At 69.2% G+C, this 17,488-nt stretch carries 20 protein-coding genes and 1 pseudogene; 9 read left to right on the top strand and 12 right to left on the bottom strand.

Annotated elements, in window-relative coordinates; translation table 11 throughout:
- Positions 1–2 precede the first annotated feature (2 nt).
- On the top strand, positions 3–968 hold the full coding sequence (gene thrB / locus B3Z70_RS01625) for a homoserine kinase (RefSeq protein ID WP_292044480.1): 966 nt from the start codon (positions 3–5) through the stop codon (positions 966–968).
- Positions 969–1,064: 96 nt separating this feature from the next.
- Positions 1,065–1,379, top strand: a complete 315-nt coding sequence (locus B3Z70_RS01620) for a CsbD family protein (RefSeq protein WP_292044478.1) — start codon at positions 1,065–1,067, stop codon at positions 1,377–1,379.
- A gap of 7 nt (positions 1,380–1,386) precedes the next feature.
- On the opposite strand, the gene thrC is transcribed toward B3Z70_RS01620, so the two are convergent.
- Positions 1,387–2,781, bottom strand: coding sequence for a threonine synthase (thrC, locus tag B3Z70_RS01615; protein WP_292044476.1), 1,395 nt, complete (start codon positions 2,779–2,781; stop codon positions 1,387–1,389).
- Between the two features lie 347 nt (positions 2,782–3,128).
- Here thrC and B3Z70_RS01610 point away from each other — a divergent pair, with 347 nt between their 5' ends.
- Together B3Z70_RS01610 and B3Z70_RS01605 are read left to right on the top strand one after the other, a co-directional pair.
- Complete coding sequence (locus B3Z70_RS01610; RefSeq protein ID WP_292020247.1) at positions 3,129–4,085, top strand: retropepsin-like aspartic protease; 957 nt, start codon at positions 3,129–3,131, stop codon at positions 4,083–4,085.
- A gap of 46 nt (positions 4,086–4,131) precedes the next feature.
- A pseudogene (locus B3Z70_RS01605) lies at positions 4,132–4,916 on the top strand (TSUP family transporter).
- A 5-nt stretch (positions 4,917–4,921) separates the two neighbouring features.
- Here the strand turns inward: B3Z70_RS01605 and B3Z70_RS01600 are convergent.
- The 4 genes from B3Z70_RS01600 to B3Z70_RS01585 all read right to left on the bottom strand — a co-directional run bounded on the left by B3Z70_RS01600 (position 4,922) and on the right by B3Z70_RS01585 (position 8,372).
- Positions 4,922–5,380, bottom strand: a complete 459-nt coding sequence (locus tag B3Z70_RS01600; RefSeq protein WP_292020251.1) for a hypothetical protein — start codon at positions 5,378–5,380, stop codon at positions 4,922–4,924.
- Positions 5,381–5,385: 5 nt separating this feature from the next.
- On the bottom strand, positions 5,386–7,026 hold the full coding sequence (gene pgm, locus B3Z70_RS01595; protein ID WP_292044527.1) for a phosphoglucomutase (alpha-D-glucose-1,6-bisphosphate-dependent): 1,641 nt from the start codon (positions 7,024–7,026) through the stop codon (positions 5,386–5,388).
- Between the two features lie 34 nt (positions 7,027–7,060).
- On the bottom strand, positions 7,061–7,912 hold the full coding sequence (gene ypfJ, locus B3Z70_RS01590; protein WP_292020252.1) for a KPN_02809 family neutral zinc metallopeptidase: 852 nt from the start codon (positions 7,910–7,912) through the stop codon (positions 7,061–7,063).
- A gap of 70 nt (positions 7,913–7,982) precedes the next feature.
- A complete protein-coding gene (locus tag B3Z70_RS01585) occupies positions 7,983–8,372 on the bottom strand; it encodes a hypothetical protein (protein ID WP_292020255.1) in 390 nt (129 codons plus the stop codon).
- 106 nt (positions 8,373–8,478) lie between these two features.
- On the opposite strand from B3Z70_RS01585, the gene B3Z70_RS01580 reads away from it, so the two are divergent.
- A complete protein-coding gene (locus B3Z70_RS01580) occupies positions 8,479–9,042 on the top strand; it encodes a type 1 glutamine amidotransferase domain-containing protein (RefSeq protein ID WP_292020257.1) in 564 nt (187 codons plus the stop codon).
- Positions 9,043–9,053: 11 nt separating this feature from the next.
- Here B3Z70_RS01580 and B3Z70_RS01575 read toward each other — a convergent pair whose 3' ends face one another.
- Together B3Z70_RS01575 and B3Z70_RS01570 are read right to left on the bottom strand one after the other, a co-directional pair.
- Positions 9,054–9,704, bottom strand: coding sequence for a class I SAM-dependent methyltransferase (locus B3Z70_RS01575; RefSeq protein WP_292044474.1), 651 nt, complete (start codon positions 9,702–9,704; stop codon positions 9,054–9,056).
- Positions 9,701–10,645 carry a fatty acid desaturase family protein gene (locus B3Z70_RS01570; protein ID WP_292020261.1) on the bottom strand — a complete coding sequence of 315 codons (945 nt, stop codon included), beginning with the start codon at positions 10,643–10,645 and terminating at the stop codon, positions 9,701–9,703. Before B3Z70_RS01570 ends, B3Z70_RS01575 begins: the two co-directional genes overlap by 4 nt.
- A gap of 125 nt (positions 10,646–10,770) precedes the next feature.
- On the opposite strand from B3Z70_RS01570, the gene B3Z70_RS01565 reads away from it, so the two are divergent.
- Genes B3Z70_RS01565 through B3Z70_RS01555 form a run of 3 tightly spaced genes read left to right on the top strand, consistent with a single transcriptional unit; the run spans position 10,771 to position 12,369 of the window.
- Positions 10,771–11,178 carry a hypothetical protein gene (locus tag B3Z70_RS01565; RefSeq protein ID WP_292020262.1) on the top strand — a complete coding sequence of 136 codons (408 nt, stop codon included), beginning with the start codon at positions 10,771–10,773 and terminating at the stop codon, positions 11,176–11,178.
- Positions 11,175–11,375, top strand: coding sequence for a helix-turn-helix transcriptional regulator (locus B3Z70_RS01560; protein WP_292020264.1), 201 nt, complete (start codon positions 11,175–11,177; stop codon positions 11,373–11,375). Before B3Z70_RS01565 ends, B3Z70_RS01560 begins: the two co-directional genes overlap by 4 nt.
- A gap of 37 nt (positions 11,376–11,412) precedes the next feature.
- Positions 11,413–12,369, top strand: a complete 957-nt coding sequence (locus tag B3Z70_RS01555; protein WP_292020267.1) for an alpha/beta fold hydrolase — start codon at positions 11,413–11,415, stop codon at positions 12,367–12,369.
- Positions 12,370–12,538: 169 nt separating this feature from the next.
- Here the strand turns inward: B3Z70_RS01555 and B3Z70_RS01550 are convergent, their stop codons facing one another.
- The 5 genes from B3Z70_RS01550 to B3Z70_RS01530 form a co-directional block, all read right to left on the bottom strand.
- Positions 12,539–13,360 carry a DUF3298 and DUF4163 domain-containing protein gene (locus tag B3Z70_RS01550; protein ID WP_292020268.1) on the bottom strand — a complete coding sequence of 274 codons (822 nt, stop codon included), beginning with the start codon at positions 13,358–13,360 and terminating at the stop codon, positions 12,539–12,541.
- Positions 13,361–13,371: 11 nt separating this feature from the next.
- A complete protein-coding gene (locus B3Z70_RS01545; RefSeq protein ID WP_292020270.1) occupies positions 13,372–14,403 on the bottom strand; it encodes a UbiA family prenyltransferase in 1,032 nt (343 codons plus the stop codon).
- 114 nt (positions 14,404–14,517) lie between these two features.
- Positions 14,518–15,300, bottom strand: coding sequence for a GIN domain-containing protein (locus tag B3Z70_RS01540; protein ID WP_292020271.1), 783 nt, complete (start codon positions 15,298–15,300; stop codon positions 14,518–14,520).
- Positions 15,297–15,896, bottom strand: coding sequence for a DUF1700 domain-containing protein (locus B3Z70_RS01535; RefSeq protein ID WP_292020273.1), 600 nt, complete (start codon positions 15,894–15,896; stop codon positions 15,297–15,299). The genes B3Z70_RS01540 and B3Z70_RS01535 overlap by 4 nt, the downstream gene beginning before the upstream one ends.
- On the bottom strand, positions 15,893–16,237 hold the full coding sequence (locus B3Z70_RS01530; protein WP_087120506.1) for a PadR family transcriptional regulator: 345 nt from the start codon (positions 16,235–16,237) through the stop codon (positions 15,893–15,895). Before B3Z70_RS01530 ends, B3Z70_RS01535 begins: the two co-directional genes overlap by 4 nt.
- 266 nt (positions 16,238–16,503) lie before the next feature.
- On the opposite strand from B3Z70_RS01530, the gene coxB reads away from it, so the two are divergent.
- A complete protein-coding gene (gene coxB, locus B3Z70_RS01525; protein ID WP_292044472.1) occupies positions 16,504–17,487 on the top strand; it encodes a cytochrome c oxidase subunit II in 984 nt (327 codons plus the stop codon).
- The last annotated feature ends 1 nt before the right edge of the window (position 17,488 follow it).

The raw sequence follows: 17,488 nt of genomic DNA, 5'->3' as shown, positions 1-17,488 counted from the left end.
CCATGGCCGTCTTCACCTCCGTTTCCCTGGAACAGGCGCGCGCCTTTCTGACCGGCTATGACATCGGCGAGGCGGTGTCGCTGACCGCCATCGCCGAGGGGGTGGAGAACACCAACTATCGGCTGGAGACGCTGCAGGACGGCGCGGCGCGACGGTTCGTCCTGACCCTGTTCGAGGGGCGGACCGACGCCGCCTCCCTGCCGTTCTGCCTGGGACTGACGGCCCATCTGGCGGGGCGGGGCTTTTCCTGCCCCATGCCGATTTCGGATCGGTCGGGCGGCTGGCTGGGGCGGCTGAACGACCGCGCGGCGGCGGTGATCGAATGGAAGACCGGCGCCTGGCTGCGCCATCCCGATGCGGCGGATCAGGCGGCGGCGGGCGCGGTTCTGGCGCGCCTGCACCAGACGGCGGCCGATTTTCCCCTGCGTCGCGCCAATCCCGTGGGGCCGGCCGTCTGGCGGCGGTTGGCGGATCGGTGCGCCGAGGGCGCCCCGCGCGCCTCGGACACGGACCGTGTCCTGTTGAAACAGGTCCAGGCGGCGCTGACGCGGCTGGGCGATCCGTTCACGGACGACCTGCCGGGCGGGGCGATCCACGCCGACTATTTCCCCGACAATGTGCTGTTCGCGGACGGGGCGGTGTCGGCGGTCATCGACTTCTACTTCGGCTGCGACGGCGCCTTCGCCTACGACCTGGCCATCGCCCTGTCGGCCTGGGGCTTCGACGCCGAGGGACGGCCCATGCCCGAGGCCCTGGCGGCCTTCCAGCGCGGCTACGAGGCCGTGCGGCCGCTGAGCCTCCCCGAGCGCGCCGCCCTGCCGCGCCTGGGCGAGGCCGCCGCCCTGCGCTTCACGGTCACGCGGCTGCACGACCGCATCTTCCACGACCCGGCCAACCTGGTCACGCCCAAGGACCCGGCCGTCTTCCTGCGCCGCCTGGACCACTGGCGGGCGGTGGAGCCGGCGTGAAAGCGGGCCTGCGCCGAAGCGTCGCTGGAACCGAAAGCGTAACCGGGATTTTGATGTGCAACGGCGAAAACCGCCGCTCTCCCCGAGGATGACATCATGACCGACGAACAGATCAACGGCGCCGCTTCGCAGGCGCAGGGCAAGACGCAGAAGGCTTTCGGCAATCTGGTCGGCGACCAGAAGATGCAGGTCGAAGGCGCGTTCAACGACGCCAAGGGCAAGTCGCTGGAGACCTTCGGCAAGGCCATGGACGCCGTGGATCGCCTGGTCGAAAAGGCGCCCGCCGACTATCGCGACAAGGCCCGCACCGTGGCGGCCGAGGCGCGCAAGCGTCCGCTGGTCACGACCCTGTCGGTCGCCGGCGTCGGCCTGTTGCTCCTGCGCGCCCTGACCGGCGGCAATCGTCGCTGAGGTCGGTTCAGTGGCGGCCTGAAAAGGCCGCCACCGCATCTCGCGCCGCCGCCATCGTTCCATCGACGACCGTCAACCGCTCGGGCTGATCGCCCAGGGCGGCGATGACGTTTGCGGGTTCGGGTTCGACGCCCAGCACGTCCGAGACGAAGGCGCCGAACTTGGACGGATGGGCGGTGGACAGGGCGACGACCGGCCTCCTGGCGCGATCCTGCCGCCGGGCGGCGGCCAGGGCGACGGCCGTGTGCGGGCAGACGATACGGCCCCAGGCCTCATAGGCGTGGGCGATCTCGGCGCGGGTCTCGTCCTCGTCGATGGAGACGGCGGAGACTTCGGAACGCAGGGCCGCCAGCAGGGCCGGATCGAAGGCTGCGGCGCCGTCGCGGGCGAAGGTTTCGAACACAGCGCGGGTGGCCTCGGCGTCGCGGCCGGTCGCCTCGAACACCAGACGTTCGAAGTTGGACGGGGCCTGGACGTCCATGGAGACGCTGCCGCTCTCGACCGCCGGACGGCGCGAATAGAGGCCGTCGTTCAGGGCGCGGGCCAGGGCGTCGTTCTGGTTCACCGCCGCGACGAAGCCGTTGGACGGCAGGCCCATCCGTGTCGCGGCGATGCCGGCGAAGGCGTCGCCGAAATTGCCGGTCGGGACGACGAAGGTTGCGGCCTGACGCAACTGGGCGGTGGCGGAGACGTAATAGGGGATCTGGCCCGCCAGCCGCGCCCAGTTGATGGAGTTGACCGACGACAGGCGGCCGCGCGCGCGCAGGGCGTCGTCGGCCAGCAGCCCCTTCACCAGCCGCTGGCAGTCGTCGAAATCGCCGCGCACGGCCAGGTTCAGCACATTGTCGGCCTGGACCGTCGTCATCTGTTTGCGTTGGATCGGCGAGACGCGATCCAGCGGGTGCAGCACGACCAGATCGACGGATTTCGCCCCGGCGAAGGCGCGCACGGCGGCGGCGCCGGTGTCGCCCGACGTGGCGGTCAGGATGGTCAGCCGCTCGCCCGAGGCGGCCAGGGCCTCGTCCGTCAGACTGGCGACCAGCTGCATCGCCAGGTCCTTGAAGGCGGCGGTCGGGCCGTGGAACAGCTCCAGCACGAACAGCCCCGGCTCCAGCTCGACCAGGGGCGTGACCAGCGGATGGTCGAAGCCGGCGATCACGCGATCCAGCGCCCGGTCCAGCGCGCTGGCCGGCAGGGCGTCGCCGACGAAGAGCGTCAGAACCTGAAGGGCGATGGCCTTGTAGTCCGCTGCGCCGGTCCAGGCGTCGGGCGACAGGGTCGGCCAGGCGTTCGGCATATAGAGGCCGCCGTCGGGCGCGATGCCGCGCAGCAGGGCGTCGGCGAAATCGGTTTCGGGCGATCGGCCTCGGGTCGAGACGTAGCGGGCGCTGGAAGTCGTCATGGCGGCTTGGTCGTAACCAGCGAACGGCGCGGCGTCACCCGGTTTCTGGCCGCAACGGGGATGATTTTGTCGGGTTCTGGGGTGTTGTGACGGTGTAGCCGCATCGACAGGGCAAGATTGGCGGCTCAGGGCAATTCCATGCCTTTCCCTGTCCCCCGGGTTATCGTCATCCCCAGGGCTTGTCCCTGGGATCCATAAGCCCGGCGCCCCGCAGTGGGCCAATGCTGACACCGGGAGTATGGATCCTCGCCACAAGGGCGAGGATGACGGCTAGGAAGGGGCGAGAGAACGGACGTTGCGACATCGCCCCGCTGGCGCCCGCCGCCGCGACGGTCCATGTCTGGCGCATGAGACGACGCGATCTTCTGATCCGGCTGGGGCTGATCGCCGGCGGCGTGGGCGGGGCCTGGTGGCTGCGCGACCATGTGCTGTGGAAAGGGCCGACGGTGGTCTTTCCGGCGGCCGGGGCGAGCGATTGGATGCCCTATGCCGAGCCGCGCTCCAGCACCCCGACGGTCGAGGTCTCGGTGAATGGGCGGCCTGTGCGGGCGCTGATCGATTCCGGGGCGCAGTATTCGGTGATCGACCGTTCGCTGGTCGAGACGCTGGGCCTGACCCAGGTGTTCGACATCCCCATGGTGGCCTATGGGGTCGGCGGCCAGGCCCAGGTCGGGCGCGGCGCGACGCTGGACGTCGCGATCGGCGGCCCGCAGGGGGTGCGGCTGGCGGGTTTGCGCGCCGCCATCCTGGGGCTGGGGCCGCTGGCCAGCGACAAGGGGCTGGGCGCGCCCCTGATCCTGGGCCAGGACGTGCTGCGCGAACTGATCCTGGATCTGGATACGCGCAAGCGGCGGATCAGGCTGACATCGCGAGCGGGCTGGACCCCGCCGCCGGGGCTTGCGTCCGTCGCGGTGACGCGGGCGGGCAAGGCGCTGCAGGCGGCGATCACGGTGGAGGGGGCGGCGGTCGATGCGGTGATCGACACCGGCGCCTCGGCCGTGCTGGCCGTCACGCGCGAGACGGCCCAGGCGGCGGGCCTGCTGGACGGACGTGCGCGGACGCCAGGCCAGAGCATCGTCCTGGGCGGCGTGGTGGGCGCCGAGACGGTGATCGTCCGCACCCTGACCATCGGCGACGAACTGTATCGGCAGGCGGCCGTGGCCATCTATGACGACGTGGCCGTGCCGGGCTTTCCCAAGGCCCTGGTGGGCATGGCGGCGTTCGAGGATCGCCGGGTCGTCCTGGACCTGCGCGGCCCGCGCCTGTTCGTGGAACGGTCGATGCAGATCACGGTCGGGGCCTGACCGATTGAGGCTGGATCGGCGGCGGCGAACGGCCTAGGTCCGCGCCATGATCGACTTCGCCCCGGAAATCATCGCCCTGTTGTTCGCCGCAGCCGTGGCGGCGGGGTTCGTGGACGCCATCGCCGGGGGCGGCGGCCTGATCACCGTGCCGGTGTTGCTGGCGGTCGGCGTCAATCCGGTGGCGGCCATCGCCACCAACAAGATTCAGGGCAGTTTCGGCACGGCCTCGGCGACCTGGACCTTCTGGCGCAAGGGGCGGATCGACTTCGCCCTGCTGAAATGGCCGCTGATCGCCACCGTGGTCGGCGCGGCCCTGGGCGCGGTGGTGGTCAGTTTCGTCGATGCGACCTGGTTGATGGTGCTGCTGCCGCTGCTGCTGGCGGGGATCGCGGTCTATTTTTTGATCGGACCCAAGGCCAGCGACGAGGATGTCCATGCGCGGCTGACGCCCTTCGCCTTCGGGGCCGTGGCGGGCGGGATCGGCTTCTACGACGGCTTCTTCGGGCCCGGCGCGGGGTCCTTCTTCGCCCTGGCCCTGGTGACCCTGATGGGGATGGGGTTGACCCGGGCGACGGCCCACACCAAGGCGCTGAACTTCTCCAGCTGGTGTCTGTGGTGGTGTTCGCCGTTGGCGGCCATGTGCTGTGGGCCGTCGGCCTGATCATGGCGGCAGGTCAGGTCATGGGCGGTTGGATGGGATCGCACGCCGCCATGCGGTTCGGACCCCGGCTGATCCGGCCGCTGCTGGTGGTGATCTGCATCGGCATGGTGATCAAACTGCTGTCCGATCCCGCCAATCCGCTGAGGGCATGGATCGAGGGTTTGATCTGAACCCTTCAGGCGGGGCCTTTGACCACGGTCACGGGACGCACCGGGCCGGGCCAGAGCTGGATGCGATAGCGGTCGTCGCCGTCCAGCCCGTCTTCGGACAGGGTGTCCAGTCCGCCGTGGGAAACGCGGGCGGCATAGTCGCCGGCGGGCGCGGCGATGCGCAGGGCCGCGTACGGATCGTCGGTGCAGCCAAATACGATCAGCGCGCCGCTGGCCAGGCTGAGGCCGCAGTCGCGGACCTGGTCCCAGGCGCTCGGGTCGGGCGCCGGTTCGGCGGGCAGGATTTCAAGCTCGACCGGCACCAGCATGTTGCGAACCGTGCCGATAGCGATCAGGTCGGGGCCGACGGCCAGCATCGGGTCGCTGTCCGCGCTCCACAAGGCGGCGGTGTCGGTGACGTAGGTTTCGTCGCAGACGTAGAACTGGAAATAGTCCGAGAAAATCTGGAAGCGGCGGACGCTCATGGGCTTCAGCCCGCCAGCGCCGTCGCCACCACGGCCCTGGCCTCGTCCTGAACCTGGGCCAAATGGTCGGGGCCGAGGAAGGATTCGGCGTAGATCTTGTAGACATCCTCGGTGCCCGAGGGACGGGCGGCGAACCAGGCGTCGGCGGTGACCACCTTCAGGCCGCCGATGGCCTCGCCGTTGCCGGGGGCCTTGGTCAGGATGTCGGTGATGGTCTGCCCGGCCAGGGTTGTGGCGGTCACGTCCGAGGGGCTGAGGGCGGCCAGGCGGGCCTTTTCCGTGCGGGTCGCGGGCGCGTCGACGCGGGCGTAGGCGGGGGCGCCGTACTGATCCGTCAGACCGGCGTAGAGCTGGCTGGCGCTGCGCCCCGTGCGGGCCTGGATCTCGGCGGCCAGCAGGCACAGCAGTATGCCGTCCTTGTCGGTGGTCCAGACCGTGCCGTCGTGGCGCAGGAAGGACGCCCCGGCCGATTCCTCGCCGCCGAAACCGACCGTTCCATCCAAGAGGCCGGGCACGAAATGCTTGAAGCCGACGGGCACCTCCAAGAGGCGGCGGCCCATGCCGGCGACGACGCGGTCGATCATGGACGACGAGACCAGGGTCTTGCCCACCGCCACGTCCGCGCCCCAGCCGGGTCGGTTGGCGAACAGATAGGTGATGGCGGCGGCCAGGAAATGGTTGGGGTTCATCAGGCCCGTGTCGGGCGTGACGATGCCGTGGCGATCGGCGTCGGCGTCGTTGCCGAAGGCGACGTCATAGGCCGAGCCGCCCTGCATCATGCCGATCAGTCCGGCCATGGCCGAGGGCGACGAACAGTCCATGCGGATCTTGCCGTCGGCGTCCAATGGCATGAAGGCCCAGCGCGGATCGACGGTATCGTTGACCACGGTCAGGTCCAGTCGGTGGCGATCCGCGATCTCGCCCCAATAGGCGACGGCGGCGCCGCCCAGCGGATCGGCGCCGATGCGAACCCCGGCGTTTCTAATGGCGTCCAGGTCCAGCACGCTGGGCAGGTCGTCGATATAGGCGGACAGGTAGTCGAAACGGCCGGCCGCCGCATGGGCCTGGGCGAACGGGACGCGGCGCACCTCTTGCAGGCCGCCCTCGATCAACTGGTTGGCGCGGGCGGCGATGGCGGCGGTGGCCTCGCTGCCTGCCGGGCCGCCCGAGGGGGGATTGTATTTGATGCCGCCGTCGCGCGGCGGATTGTGCGACGGGGTGATCAGAACGCCGTCCGCCTGACGCGCATTCGTGCGGTTGTGGGTCAGGATGGCGTGCGATACGGCCGGCGTCGGGGTGAAGCCGTCGCGGGCGTCGATCAGCACCTCGAGCCCGTTGGCGACCAGCACCTGCAGCGTCGTGCGGAAGGCCGGCTCGGACAGGCCGTGGGTGTCGCGGGCCAGGAACAGCGGGCCGTCGACGCCTTGCGCCGCGCGGTATTCGGCGATGGACTGGGCGATGGCCAGGATGTGAGCCTGGTTGAAGGCGCCGTCCAGACTGGAGCCCCGATGGCCTGAGGTGCCGAACACCACCCGCTGCATCGGGTCGGCCATGTCCGGCCGCACGGTCTCATAGGCGCCGAGCAGGGCGTCCAGGTCGATCAGGTCTTCGGGGCGTGCGGTCAGGCCGGCGCGGTCATGCATAATCAGTCAATCAGTCGTTGTCGGGAACAGGCGGCGATCAGGCGCCGCCGAAGGTGTCGCAGGATGCGGGGTCGCCCGACTGATAGCCGCGCTGCAGCCATTCGACCCGCTGGGCCGAGGAGCCGTGGGTGAAGCTTTCGGGCGAGACGCGCCCGCCGCCGCGCCGTTGCAGGGTGTCGTCGCCGATGGCCTGGGCGGTCTTCATGCCTTCCTCGATGTCGCCGGGCTCCAGCGCCACCTGACCGTTGGAGACGGCCGAGGCGTTCTTGGCCCAGACACCGGCGTAGCAGTCGGCCTGAAGCTCCAGCGCGACGGAATAGCGATTGGCCTCGCCCTGGCCGCTTGCGCGTTGCTGGGCCTGGCGAACCTGATCCGAGGTTCCCGTCAGGGTCTGGACGTGGTGGCCGAACTCATGGGCGATGACATAGGCGCGGGCGAAGTCGGCGCCGGATGCGCCCAGTTGGGTTTCCATCTCCTGCCAGAAGCCCAGGTCCAGATAGACGGTCTTGTCGTTGGGGCAGTAGAAGGGGCCCATGGCCGACTGGCCATAGCCGCAGCCTGTCCCCGTACCCTGTTCGTAGATCACGACCTTCGGCGGCTGATAGCCGTTCAGCTTCTGCGCCCAGACATCGTTGATGTTTGCGCCGATGACGTCGACGAAGCGACCGGCCTGATCCTCGGGCGTGCCGACCTGTCCCTGCTGTTCCGAGGCGCCCACGCCGCCAAGCTGACTGGCCAGCTGGGTCGTGGTGGACGGGTCTATGCCGAAGACGAAATAGCCGATCAGGGCCAGGACGCCCACGCCGATGCCGCCCCCCGCGATGGCGCCGCCGCCCATGCCGCGCCGGTCCTCGACCCCGCCGCCCGTCCGTCCGCCCTGCCATTGCATATGTCGTTCTCCGCCTGATCCCTGCCTAAGCTAGGCCGGAACGCGGGGGAGAGGGAAGGGATGCGTCGCCTTAATGCGGACGGTCCAGCCAGGCGTCGATCTGACTGACGCCTTGCGCGGTTTCCTGGCGGCGTTCGGCGGCGGATTGGCGCAGCGCCCGCTCCTGCTCGGGGCCATAGAGGGGCCGGGGCGGCAGGGCGGACGGCGCCGTCGACCCGCGTGCGGATTCGATGGCGCGCAGGCGAAGCTGGGTCTCGATCTGCTGCTGGCGGGCCTGGTCGGCGTTCGATTGGGCCTGGGCGCGCAGGCGGTCGTTCTCATAGCGATGCTGGTCGGCGATGGCGGCGGGGACGCCGCCCGGATAGGCGCCGTACGGGCGACCGGGCAGGGGATAGGTCTGGGCCAGGACGGGCGTCGCGGCGGCCGCCAGCAGGGTCGTCAGGGTCAGGAGCATTCGCATGGAGGATATGTGGGGCGGACGGTCGTTTGCGCCAAGCGGAGCCGCAACCCTTTGACTTGCCGTGGGTTCATCGCGCCGAACCCCTTTCAAAAACGGAGCATGTCCCATGGCCCAGACCCTTTCCGGCAAGACCGTCGCCATCCTGGCGACCGACGGCGTCGAGCTGATCGAACTGAATGAACCGATGAAGGCGCTGAAGGATGCGGGCGCGGTGGTGGAGATCGTGTCGCTGAAGGCCGGGGAGTTTCAGGGCTTCGACCATCTGACGCCGGGCGAGAAGGTGACGGCGGACAAGGCGGTGGCGGCGGTGGACGCCTCGGCCTATTCGGCCCTGCTGCTGCCGGGCGGGGTGGCCAACCCCGACCTGCTGCGCGCCGATGCGGATGCGGTCGCCTTCGTGCGGGCCTTCTTCGATGCGGGCAAGCCGGTCGCCGCCATCTGTCACGCACCCTGGCTGCTGATCGAGGCGGGGGTGGTCGAGGGGCGCACGATGACGGCGTTCGAGAGCATCCGCACCGACCTGAAGAACGCCGGGGCCAATGTGGTCAACGAGGAGGTGGTGGTGGATCAGGGCCTGGTCACCAGCCGCTGCCCCGACGACATCCCGGCCTTCAACGCCAAGATGATCGAGGAATTCGGCGAGGGCCGGCACGAAGGCCAATCCGCTTAAGCGAGGGCCGTCTAAGGCATGGCCCAGACGGAGGACCGTTTGATCTCCTGGTCCTCCAGTTCGCGCGAGGTCGGGACGCGGTATTCGGCCAGGAAATCCAGGCCCGTTTGTGGGAAATAGGTGCGCCCCGGATCGCCGATCAGGACGCGCGTCCCCCGGGCGCGGGCCTGGGCCAGCCAGGCCAGGACGGCGTCGGTCATCGGGCGTTCGTAACAGATGTCGCCGGCGCAGATCACCTCGACCTCCGGCGGCGGGGCGTCAAGCAGATTGGTCTGTGTGAAGGCCAGCGTCACCCCGTTGGCGGTCGCATTGGCGGCGACGGCGGCCTGGCAGAAGGGGTCGATGTCGGCGCACAGGACCGAGGCCGCGCCCGCCTTCATCGCCGCCACGCCGACAAGACCCGAGCCGGCGGCGAAATCCAGCACCCGCTTGCCGGCGGTCTCATGCGGATGGTCAAGCAGGTAGCGGCTCAATGCCTGCCCGCCCGCCCAGGCGAAGGCCCAGAAGGGCGGCGGCACGCCCATCTCGCCCAGCTCCTCCTCCGTCAGCCGCCAGATCGGGGTGATCTCGTCGGCCAGCCACAGGGAAATCTCCGGCGCGTGCGGCACGGTCTGCAGCCGCGTGTTATTGCGGATGAAGGCGGCGAAGTCCGTGATCGTCATGCGGGGCGGCGGGTCGCGGTTCGGATCACGTCCAGATAGCCCGGCGAGACCTCCATCGCCTGGGCCTGGGGTCTGGCGTGAATGGCGCGGTGCAGGGCGGGCAGCTTCCAGCAGGGCACATGCATGAACAGATGATGTTCGGCGTGGAAGTTGACCCAGTAGGGGGCGATGAAGGCGCGCTCCCACCAGGCGGCGCGGGTGGTGCGGGCGGCGCGGAAGGGATCGACGGCCGAGCCCTCGACGCAGGCGTGTTCGGCGATGTTCCTCAGCCGCGTCACCATCGGAAACCAGGTCGCCATCGGCAGCAGCCACAGGACGAAGAAGGCCCACCAGAGCCCCGCCGCGACGAAGCCCGCCAGCAGAACGGCGTTGAAGATCAGGAAGGGCAGGATGGACCGGCCCGTCACGACGGCCTCGTAATCATGGGTCGCCCCCGCGGGCCGGGTCTCACGACGCTGCGCCAGCGGCAGCAGCACCCGCTGCTTGAAGAAGGTCTGGCCCGTCAGGTCGCGGATCAGCTTGCGCCGCAAGGAGGCCGGGCTGACGGGGAAGGGCGCCGACAGCATCAGGTCGGGATCCTCAGCCTGCTGGGCGAAGCGGTGATGGGTCAGGTGATAGGGGCGATAGGCCGCCAAGGATGCGCCGATGGGCACAGCGCACAGCCAATGGCCCAGAAAATCGTTCAGGCGGGGCGATTTGGACAGACCACCGTGCGCCGCCTCGTGCATCAGTATGGCCAGGCCCAACTGGCGGGTCCCGACGATCATGACGCACAGCGGGATCAGCCAGGGCAGGGCGACGCCCGCCGCCACGGCCAGGGCGATCACCACCCAGCAATGCACGACCAGCAGCGGGCCGGCCCAGGCCGAACGTGTCTGGAAGGGCGCCCATTCCTGAGACGTGAACAGAACCGACGGGGCGATGCGCGGGGCGGCGGGCATGGCGCATCCTAACGCCATCGGCGGGTCTGGAGAAGCGATGGGTGAATGTTGGGCTGTCCTGACAAAAAGTCAGGTTGACATGACATGTGGTCGATGTCAGGTTGGCCTTACAACAGGAGGTGCAGATGTTCACCGCATGGAAGACCGGAACGCCCGCGCATCGGCGCTATGTGATCCGAACGATGGCGTTCACCGCGCCCTATGTCGCGATCTGCGTGGCGATGATGACGACGGAAGCATTCGATGAGATCGTGGGCAAGCCGGCGGCCTGGGGGCTGGCGGCGGTGCTGTCCGCGCCGGTGATCGGTCAGATCTGGGCGACCCTGGCGCTGATGCGCGAGAGCGACGAGTTCGTGCGCGGCGTGACCGCCAAACAGTTCATCGTGGCGGCCGGTTTGACGCTGGCGATCGCAACCTTCTGGGGTTTTGGCGAGAGTTTCGCCCGCGCGCCGCATGTTCAGACCTGGCTGATCGTGCCGGTGTTCTGGGCCATGTACGGCGTCGTCTCGCCCTTCATAAAGACCAGCCGATGAAGAACCGTCTGAAACTGCTGCGCGTCGAGCGTGGGTGGACGCAGGAGCAGCTGGGCCAGGCGCTGGGCGTCTCGCGCCAGGCGGTGATCGCGCTGGAGACCGAGCGGCACGACCCCTCGCTGGACCTGGCCTACCGCATCGCCGCGACCTTCGAACGGCCGGTCGAAGAGATATTCGAGAACCCGCACGCGGGCTGAACGAAAAGTCAGAATAACCTTACAATTGGAGACTGCCATGACGAAGCTCCCTCGCGCTTGCAGGGGCGTGCGCCCGCCTGCACGCCTCGCCGTCCTGATCGGCGTCGCCATCGCCTGCTGCGTCGCCAACGAACCGGCGCGCGCCGAATCCCAAACCCCGGCCCAAACCCCTGCGGTCGCCGCCGCGCCCTTCGTCTCGGACCGGCTGTCGGTCCAGGTCGTGGGTCAGGGGCCGGACGTGATCCTGATCCCCGGCCTGGCCTCCTCGCACGAGGTGTGGCGGGCGACGGCGGATCGGCTGAAGGCGACGCACCGGGTGCATCTGGTGCAGTTGGCCGGGTTCGCGGGCGAGGCCTGGACGCATGGCGACGGCGCCTTCGTCCAGCCGGAGGTCGAGGAACTGGCCCGCTATATCCGTGAGGCGGGGCTGAACCGGCCGGCGGTGATCGGCCATTCGATGGGCGGCTTGAGCGGCCTGTTGCTGGCGCAGCAGCAACCGGGCCTGGTCGGGCGGGTGATGACGGTGGATTCCCTGCCCTTCTACAGCGCCCTGTTCGGCCCGACCGCGACGGCCGAGAGCGCCAGGCCGTTCGCGGACCAGGCGGCCGCCATGATCCTGGGCGCCGACGAGGCCGCCTTCCGCACCCAGCAGGAGGCGACGGCGAAGGCCCTGTCGCGAACGCCTGAAGAACAGAGGCGCATCGTCGCCTGGTCGATGGCCAGCGACCGACACGCCGTCGCCTCGGCCATGAAGGATGTGATGACCACCGATGCGCGGCCGGGCCTTGCGGCCATGACGACGCCCGTGACGGCCCTCTATGCCGCCGATGCGGACGGCGGGGCGCCGGGGGCGATGGCCGACGGGATGTGGGGGCGGGAGTATGCGGCCCTGCCGGGGGTGACGCTGATCCGCGTGGATGGATCGCGGCATTTCATCATGACCGATCAGCCGGCGCGGTTCGCCGAACTGGTGGATGCGTTCTTGGCGAGGTGACGCCGATCCTCCCCCGAGCAGCGTAGCGAAACGGGGGAGGGGGACCGCGCAAAGCGGGGTGGAGGGGGCGGAAACGGTCCCGGTGGCTGGGGTGACGCTGGTGCGGCGCCCGCCCCCTCCACCCCTTCGGGGTCCCCCTCCCCCGCAGGCGGGGGAGGATTTCTGAGCGTCAGCCGTTCTTCGGCGTCACGTCGCCGGCCTTGACCGGGGCGCCGTCGAACTGGTCGGCGTAGGCGGGGTTCACAAGGGCGCGGAAGGCGCTTTGAGGCAGGGCGATCCAGTAGGGGCCGTCCGAATAGGGGCCGATCTGATACGGCCCCATCAGGAAGGTCACGCCCCCCGCCTTGCCGGGCGTCGAGCCGGGCGTCAGGAAGAAGGGGGTGGAGACGGCCTTGGGGCAGGTCCACATCTTGCCGTCCAGGGTCGCGGCCTCCGATCCCGGAGAGCGGGCCTGTTTGGCGGCGTTGGCGGCGGCGCACAGGGCCTTGTCCAGCACGGCCAGATCGGCGCCGGGGCGGAACAGATCGGCGAAGCCCAGGCGCTTGTTGGTCGTCTTGTCCCAGATCACCGAGGCGAAGCTGGTGTTGGGGTGGGCGCCGCCCGTGAACTCGAAATCGGTGCGGGCCAGGCTGACCAGTTTGGCGGTCTCGGCGCCGGGGGCGAAGGCGATGGACTTTTCATAGGGGTTGGAGCCGCCGCCGGCCTCGGTGAGGTCGGCCTGGGCGCCCTCCTCGAACTGCTTCAGGTCGCGCACCATGTCGGCATAGAGGGCGGCGTGCAGGGCGGGCGTGGCCTTGACCGTCTGGGGCAGGGTCAGTTTGACATCGGCATAGGGGGTCTTGCTCTCATAGCCGACCGGCGTGGTGTCGGCGGCGACGGCTGGGGCCGGCGCGGCCTTGGGGGCGGGGGCCTTTTCCTCGCGACGCTGGCAGGCAGCCAGGGTCGCAGCGACGGCGACGGACAGCAGCAGGATGCGGGGGGCGGAGGTCATGAGCGTTTCCTTCACAGCGTGATGAATCCGAGGGCGATGGCGGCCAGCAGGATAAGGCCGGCCTCGCGGTTCGACTTGAACAGTTTCAGCGCGTGCGCGCCATCGTCGGGGTTCAGGCGGACGACCTGGCGCGCCAGATGGACGGCGTAGGCGACCAGGCCGATCCAGAAGACGGCCCCCAGCCCCCCGGCCGCCCCGGCCGCGCCGGCCAGGACGACCGCCAGACCATAGAAGACGGCGACGCCGGGCCGCACGGCCGAGGCCAGGCGCCGCGCCGAGGACTTCACCCCGATCATGGCGTCGTCCTCTATGTCCTGAAGGGCGTAGATGGTGTCGTAGCCCAGGGTCCAGAAGACGCCGCCGAACCACAGCAGGACGGCGGGGACATAGGCCTGCCAGACCAGGGCGACGGCATGGCCGCTGTCGCCGGCGGGGGACCACAGGAAGGGGCGGAACTCGCCCGCGATGTCGGCGGGCAGAAGCAACGCCGCGGCCGCCAGCGGCAGGGCGGCGGCGAACCCCATCAGGGCGCCCCAGTTGAAGGTCAGGCCCAGCCAGGCCTGGGGCCACCAGGTGATCCGCTTCATGAAGGGATAGGCCGCGACCAGAGCCAGCGACCCGACCCCCAGCAGGATGGCGACGGTCGGCAGGGTCAGCAGGATCATCAGGCTGACCAGGCTGCACGCCACGACGAAGGCCCAGGCCTGTTTGACGCTGATCCGGCCTGACGGAATGGGGCGCTGGGCGGTGCGGGCGACCTTGGCGTCGAAATCCCGGTCCACGATGTCATTGAAGGCGCAGCCCGCCGCCCGCATCAGACAGGCGCCGATCGCGAAGCCGACGAACAGCCACAGATCATAGAGACCGGGCGCCTGCCGATACTGGGCCAAGGCCAGGGCGATCCCCTGCCAGCCGGGCAGCAGCAACAGCCAGATGCCGATGGGCCGGTCGAACCGCCCCAGCTTCAGCCAGGGTTTCAGCCCCTCCGGCGCATGGCGATCCACCCAGTTGGCGCCGGCGTCGGGAAGGGGGGCGGAGGTCATGGCGACGACTTAGCGGTTCTGGACCGGGGGGTGAAGGCGCAAGGGTCGGTCGGGCGTCAAAAGAAAGGGGGCTGGTCGGACCAGCCCCCTGACCGTTCGACGCTTTTGCGTCGATCACTCCTGGTTGACCTGGCCAGAGCCAGACACGCTGCTGTTCAGCTTGGCGGGGCGGCCGGACAGGGTGACGTCGCCCGAGCCGTTGATCTCGACGTCCACCTTGCCCGTGGCGGCGATGTTGGCGCTGCCGGAGCCCGAGATGTCCACCTTGGCGTCGGTGGTCGCCAGGCCGCTGAGATCGGCGTCGCCCGATCCCTTGATGCTGAGGTCAAGGGTCTGGATCCGGCCGGTCGCCGTGACGTCCGCCGAACCCGAGACGTCCAGCGCCAGGGACGGCTGGTCGAAACCGGCGATGGTCAGGTCGCCCGAACCGTTGGAGACGAAGCGGCGCACGGTGGGGGCGGTGACGACCACTTTCAGTTCGTCGCGTTCGGACCGGGCCGAGAAGTTTCCGCTGTTCCAGCCGAAGACGACCCGTTCGTCACCGTCGCTCAGGCGAATGCGGCCGTCCTCGATCTGCACCCGGTCGGCCAGGGCCTTGGGTCCGGTGACGACGACGGAGTTGGCGTCGCCCTGGATGTATTCGACGTCGACGCTGGAATCGACGCTCAGGGTCTCGCCGCCCGTCCAGGCCAGGGTGCGGGTGGTGAAGGGGCCCATGTCGTCGGTCCCGCCGCCTTTTACCCGCTCGAAGCGGACGGTCTCGCCGTCATCGTCCTTGAAGGTCCAGGCCCAGCCGTGGCGCTGCAGGTCGTGGCCGCCGATGGCAAGGGCGCCGCCCACGGTGACAAGGCACAGCACCAGGGCGGCGCCGGCGATGATGAACAGGGTGCGGATCATGCCGAAGCTCCCGAAACAGGCGTGGATTGAGCAGGGGTGGGCTCAAGCGCGGGCTTGAGCAGGCGATAGTGCAGGCGGGCGAACCAGACGACGCCGTTGACCAGCCAGATGGTGAAGATGGCCAGCAGGGCGCCGATGAAGACCGATCCGGCCATCAGGCCCAGCCCCATCAGGATGGCCGCGAACGGCCCGCCGGGGAAGCCGGCGAAGGGCCCGGCGACCATGATCACCCCGCCCGCGACGAACAGACCGATGGCGGCGATGAAGAAGCCGAACACCGTCCCGACCACCCCCATCAGCAGAGGCAGCAGGATCAGGATGTCCAGGGCGCCCAGGCCCAGCACCGCGAAGACGGCGCCGGCGGCGGCGGACGGGTTCTTTTCCTGATGCCAGCGCTGGATGCCGGCCTCGGCCTTCAGCTCGCGGGCCAGGCGGACCGGATCGCCCAGGGCTTCGGCGACCTCGGCCTCGGTGCGGCCGGCGGCGAGGCCGTCGTCGAAATGGGCCTGGTAGTCGGCGACGATGTCGTTGGCCGTGGTGGTCGGCAGGCCGACCAGCCCGTCCTTCAGGCGGTTGATGAAATCGGCGCGCGTCATTGGGCGGCTCCCTGATCGGCGTCGTTCGCCACGATGGCGTCGACGGCCTTGGTGAAGGCGGACCATTCGGCGGTCTGGGCGGCCAGGGCCGCGCGACCCGCCTCGGTCAGGCGATAGTATTTGCGCGAGGGACCGGCGGAGGATTCGACCAGATATGTCTCGACCTGGCCCTCCGACTGCATCCGCCGCATCAAGGGGTAGATGGTGCCTTCGCCCATGTCGATCGCGTCCGACAGGCGGCTGGCGATCTCGTAGGCGTAGCTGTCCGCCCGGCTCAGAAGCGCCAGGACGCATAGGCCCAGCACCCCTTTCTTCAACTGTATCTCGATGGTTTCAGGCACCGCGATCTCTCCTGTGTGCAGGGATTGATTACGGCAAGGTATCTGGCGGTGCAAGGTAGCTGTCGAAACATGACACCGATTTAATCGAGTGCGCCGGATGGCCGATCTTTGGCGGCTTTGCGGCGGCGCCTGCGTTGATCGCTTGGCAAGCCGAAGGCGATCCGATAGGTCAAAAAGATCGCCGGGCGTGGGAATCGCGCCAGTGTGATTACTTGCGAGCCATTCGCAAGTGTCTGCTGTAGAACGGTTTAATGGGGAAGACTCCGATGGGGATGGGCAAGCGAGCCCGGAGGACGCTGGGGGAGACTGCGGCCTCCATCGTTCTAGGCGCCGGATTGGCGGTGTTCGCCGCCGCGCCGACCTGGGCGCAGGATCTGATGGGACAGCCGACGCCGGGGGGCATCGACCTGCAGCCCGCGGCCTCGCCGCTGAAGCATGACGCCATCGCCTTCCACAACGGGCTGCTGGTCGTCATCACCGCCATCACCCTGTTGGTGCTGGGCCTGCTGGCCTGGATCGTCTTCCGCTACAACAAGAAGGCAAATCCGACGCCGGCGCGCTGGAGCCACAACACCACCATCGAGATCATCTGGACGGTCATGCCGGTCCTGATCTTGGCGGGCATTTCCCTGTTCTCGTTCCGGCTGCTGTTCGCCTATCACGACATGCCCAAGCCGGACCTGACGGTGAAGGTCACGGGCAACCAGTGGAACTGGGCCTATGAATACCCCGACCAGGGCGTGGCGGAATACATCTCCAACATGCTGCCCGAGGACGAGGCCAAGGCGCGGGGCGTGCCCTATCGCCTGGCGGCGACCGAACCGATGGTCGTGCCGGTCGGCAAGACGGTCCAGCTGGTCATCACCGCCTCGGACGTGATCCACGCCGTCGCCCTGCCGGCCTTCGGTCTGAAGACCGACGCGGTGCCCGGCCGGATCAACACCACCTGGTTCAAGGCCGAGCGCACCGGCGTCTTCTACGGCCAATGCTCCGAGCTGTGCGGCGTCGATCACGCCTTCATGCCCATCGAGATCCGGGTCGTGACCCAGGCCCAGTTCGAACAGTGGCTGGCCTCCAAGGGCGGCTCTATGACGCCCAAGGCCGCCGAGCCCGCGCCGACCGCCGCCGCGCCTGCCGCGCCCGCCGAGACGCCCGCCGCCGCGACCCCGGAAGCGGCCGCCGCTCCCGCCGGCGCTCCCGGCGCCCAACCCGTTCCCGCCGCGGCGCCCGCCGCGCCGGCCGCCCAGTAAG

The organism is Brevundimonas sp. UBA6550 (assembly GCF_002434505.1).
Lineage (GTDB): Bacteria > Pseudomonadota > Alphaproteobacteria > Caulobacterales > Caulobacteraceae > Brevundimonas.
The sequence above is the reverse complement of the archived record's forward strand: the minus strand, read 5'-3'. Positions and strand labels throughout refer to the sequence as shown.

Bases quoted from the DNA above. Each gene is read 5' to 3' on its own strand.
- thrB (WP_292044480.1), top strand. From the start codon at position 3: ATGGCCGTCTTCACCTCCGTTTCCCTGGAACAGGCGCGCGCCTTTCTG.
- B3Z70_RS01620 (WP_292044478.1), top strand. From the start codon at position 1,065: ATGACCGACGAACAGATCAACGGCGCCGCTTCGCAGGCGCAGGGCAAG.
- thrC (WP_292044476.1), bottom strand. From the start codon at position 2,781: ATGACGACTTCCAGCGCCCGCTACGTCTCGACCCGAGGCCGATCGCCC.
- B3Z70_RS01610 (WP_292020247.1), top strand. From the start codon at position 3,129: ATGAGACGACGCGATCTTCTGATCCGGCTGGGGCTGATCGCCGGCGGC.
- B3Z70_RS01600 (WP_292020251.1), bottom strand. From the start codon at position 5,380: ATGAGCGTCCGCCGCTTCCAGATTTTCTCGGACTATTTCCAGTTCTAC.
- ypfJ (WP_292020252.1), bottom strand. From the start codon at position 7,912: ATGCAATGGCAGGGCGGACGGACGGGCGGCGGGGTCGAGGACCGGCGC.
- B3Z70_RS01585 (WP_292020255.1), bottom strand. From the start codon at position 8,372: ATGCGAATGCTCCTGACCCTGACGACCCTGCTGGCGGCCGCCGCGACG.
- B3Z70_RS01580 (WP_292020257.1), top strand. From the start codon at position 8,479: ATGGCCCAGACCCTTTCCGGCAAGACCGTCGCCATCCTGGCGACCGAC.
- B3Z70_RS01575 (WP_292044474.1), bottom strand. From the start codon at position 9,704: ATGACGATCACGGACTTCGCCGCCTTCATCCGCAATAACACGCGGCTG.
- B3Z70_RS01570 (WP_292020261.1), bottom strand. From the start codon at position 10,645: ATGCCCGCCGCCCCGCGCATCGCCCCGTCGGTTCTGTTCACGTCTCAG.
- B3Z70_RS01565 (WP_292020262.1), top strand. From the start codon at position 10,771: ATGTTCACCGCATGGAAGACCGGAACGCCCGCGCATCGGCGCTATGTG.
- B3Z70_RS01560 (WP_292020264.1), top strand. From the start codon at position 11,175: ATGAAGAACCGTCTGAAACTGCTGCGCGTCGAGCGTGGGTGGACGCAG.
- B3Z70_RS01555 (WP_292020267.1), top strand. From the start codon at position 11,413: ATGACGAAGCTCCCTCGCGCTTGCAGGGGCGTGCGCCCGCCTGCACGC.
- B3Z70_RS01550 (WP_292020268.1), bottom strand. From the start codon at position 13,360: ATGACCTCCGCCCCCCGCATCCTGCTGCTGTCCGTCGCCGTCGCTGCG.
- B3Z70_RS01545 (WP_292020270.1), bottom strand. From the start codon at position 14,403: ATGACCTCCGCCCCCCTTCCCGACGCCGGCGCCAACTGGGTGGATCGC.
- B3Z70_RS01540 (WP_292020271.1), bottom strand. From the start codon at position 15,300: ATGATCCGCACCCTGTTCATCATCGCCGGCGCCGCCCTGGTGCTGTGC.
- B3Z70_RS01535 (WP_292020273.1), bottom strand. From the start codon at position 15,896: ATGACGCGCGCCGATTTCATCAACCGCCTGAAGGACGGGCTGGTCGGC.
- coxB (WP_292044472.1), top strand. From the start codon at position 16,504: ATGGGGATGGGCAAGCGAGCCCGGAGGACGCTGGGGGAGACTGCGGCC.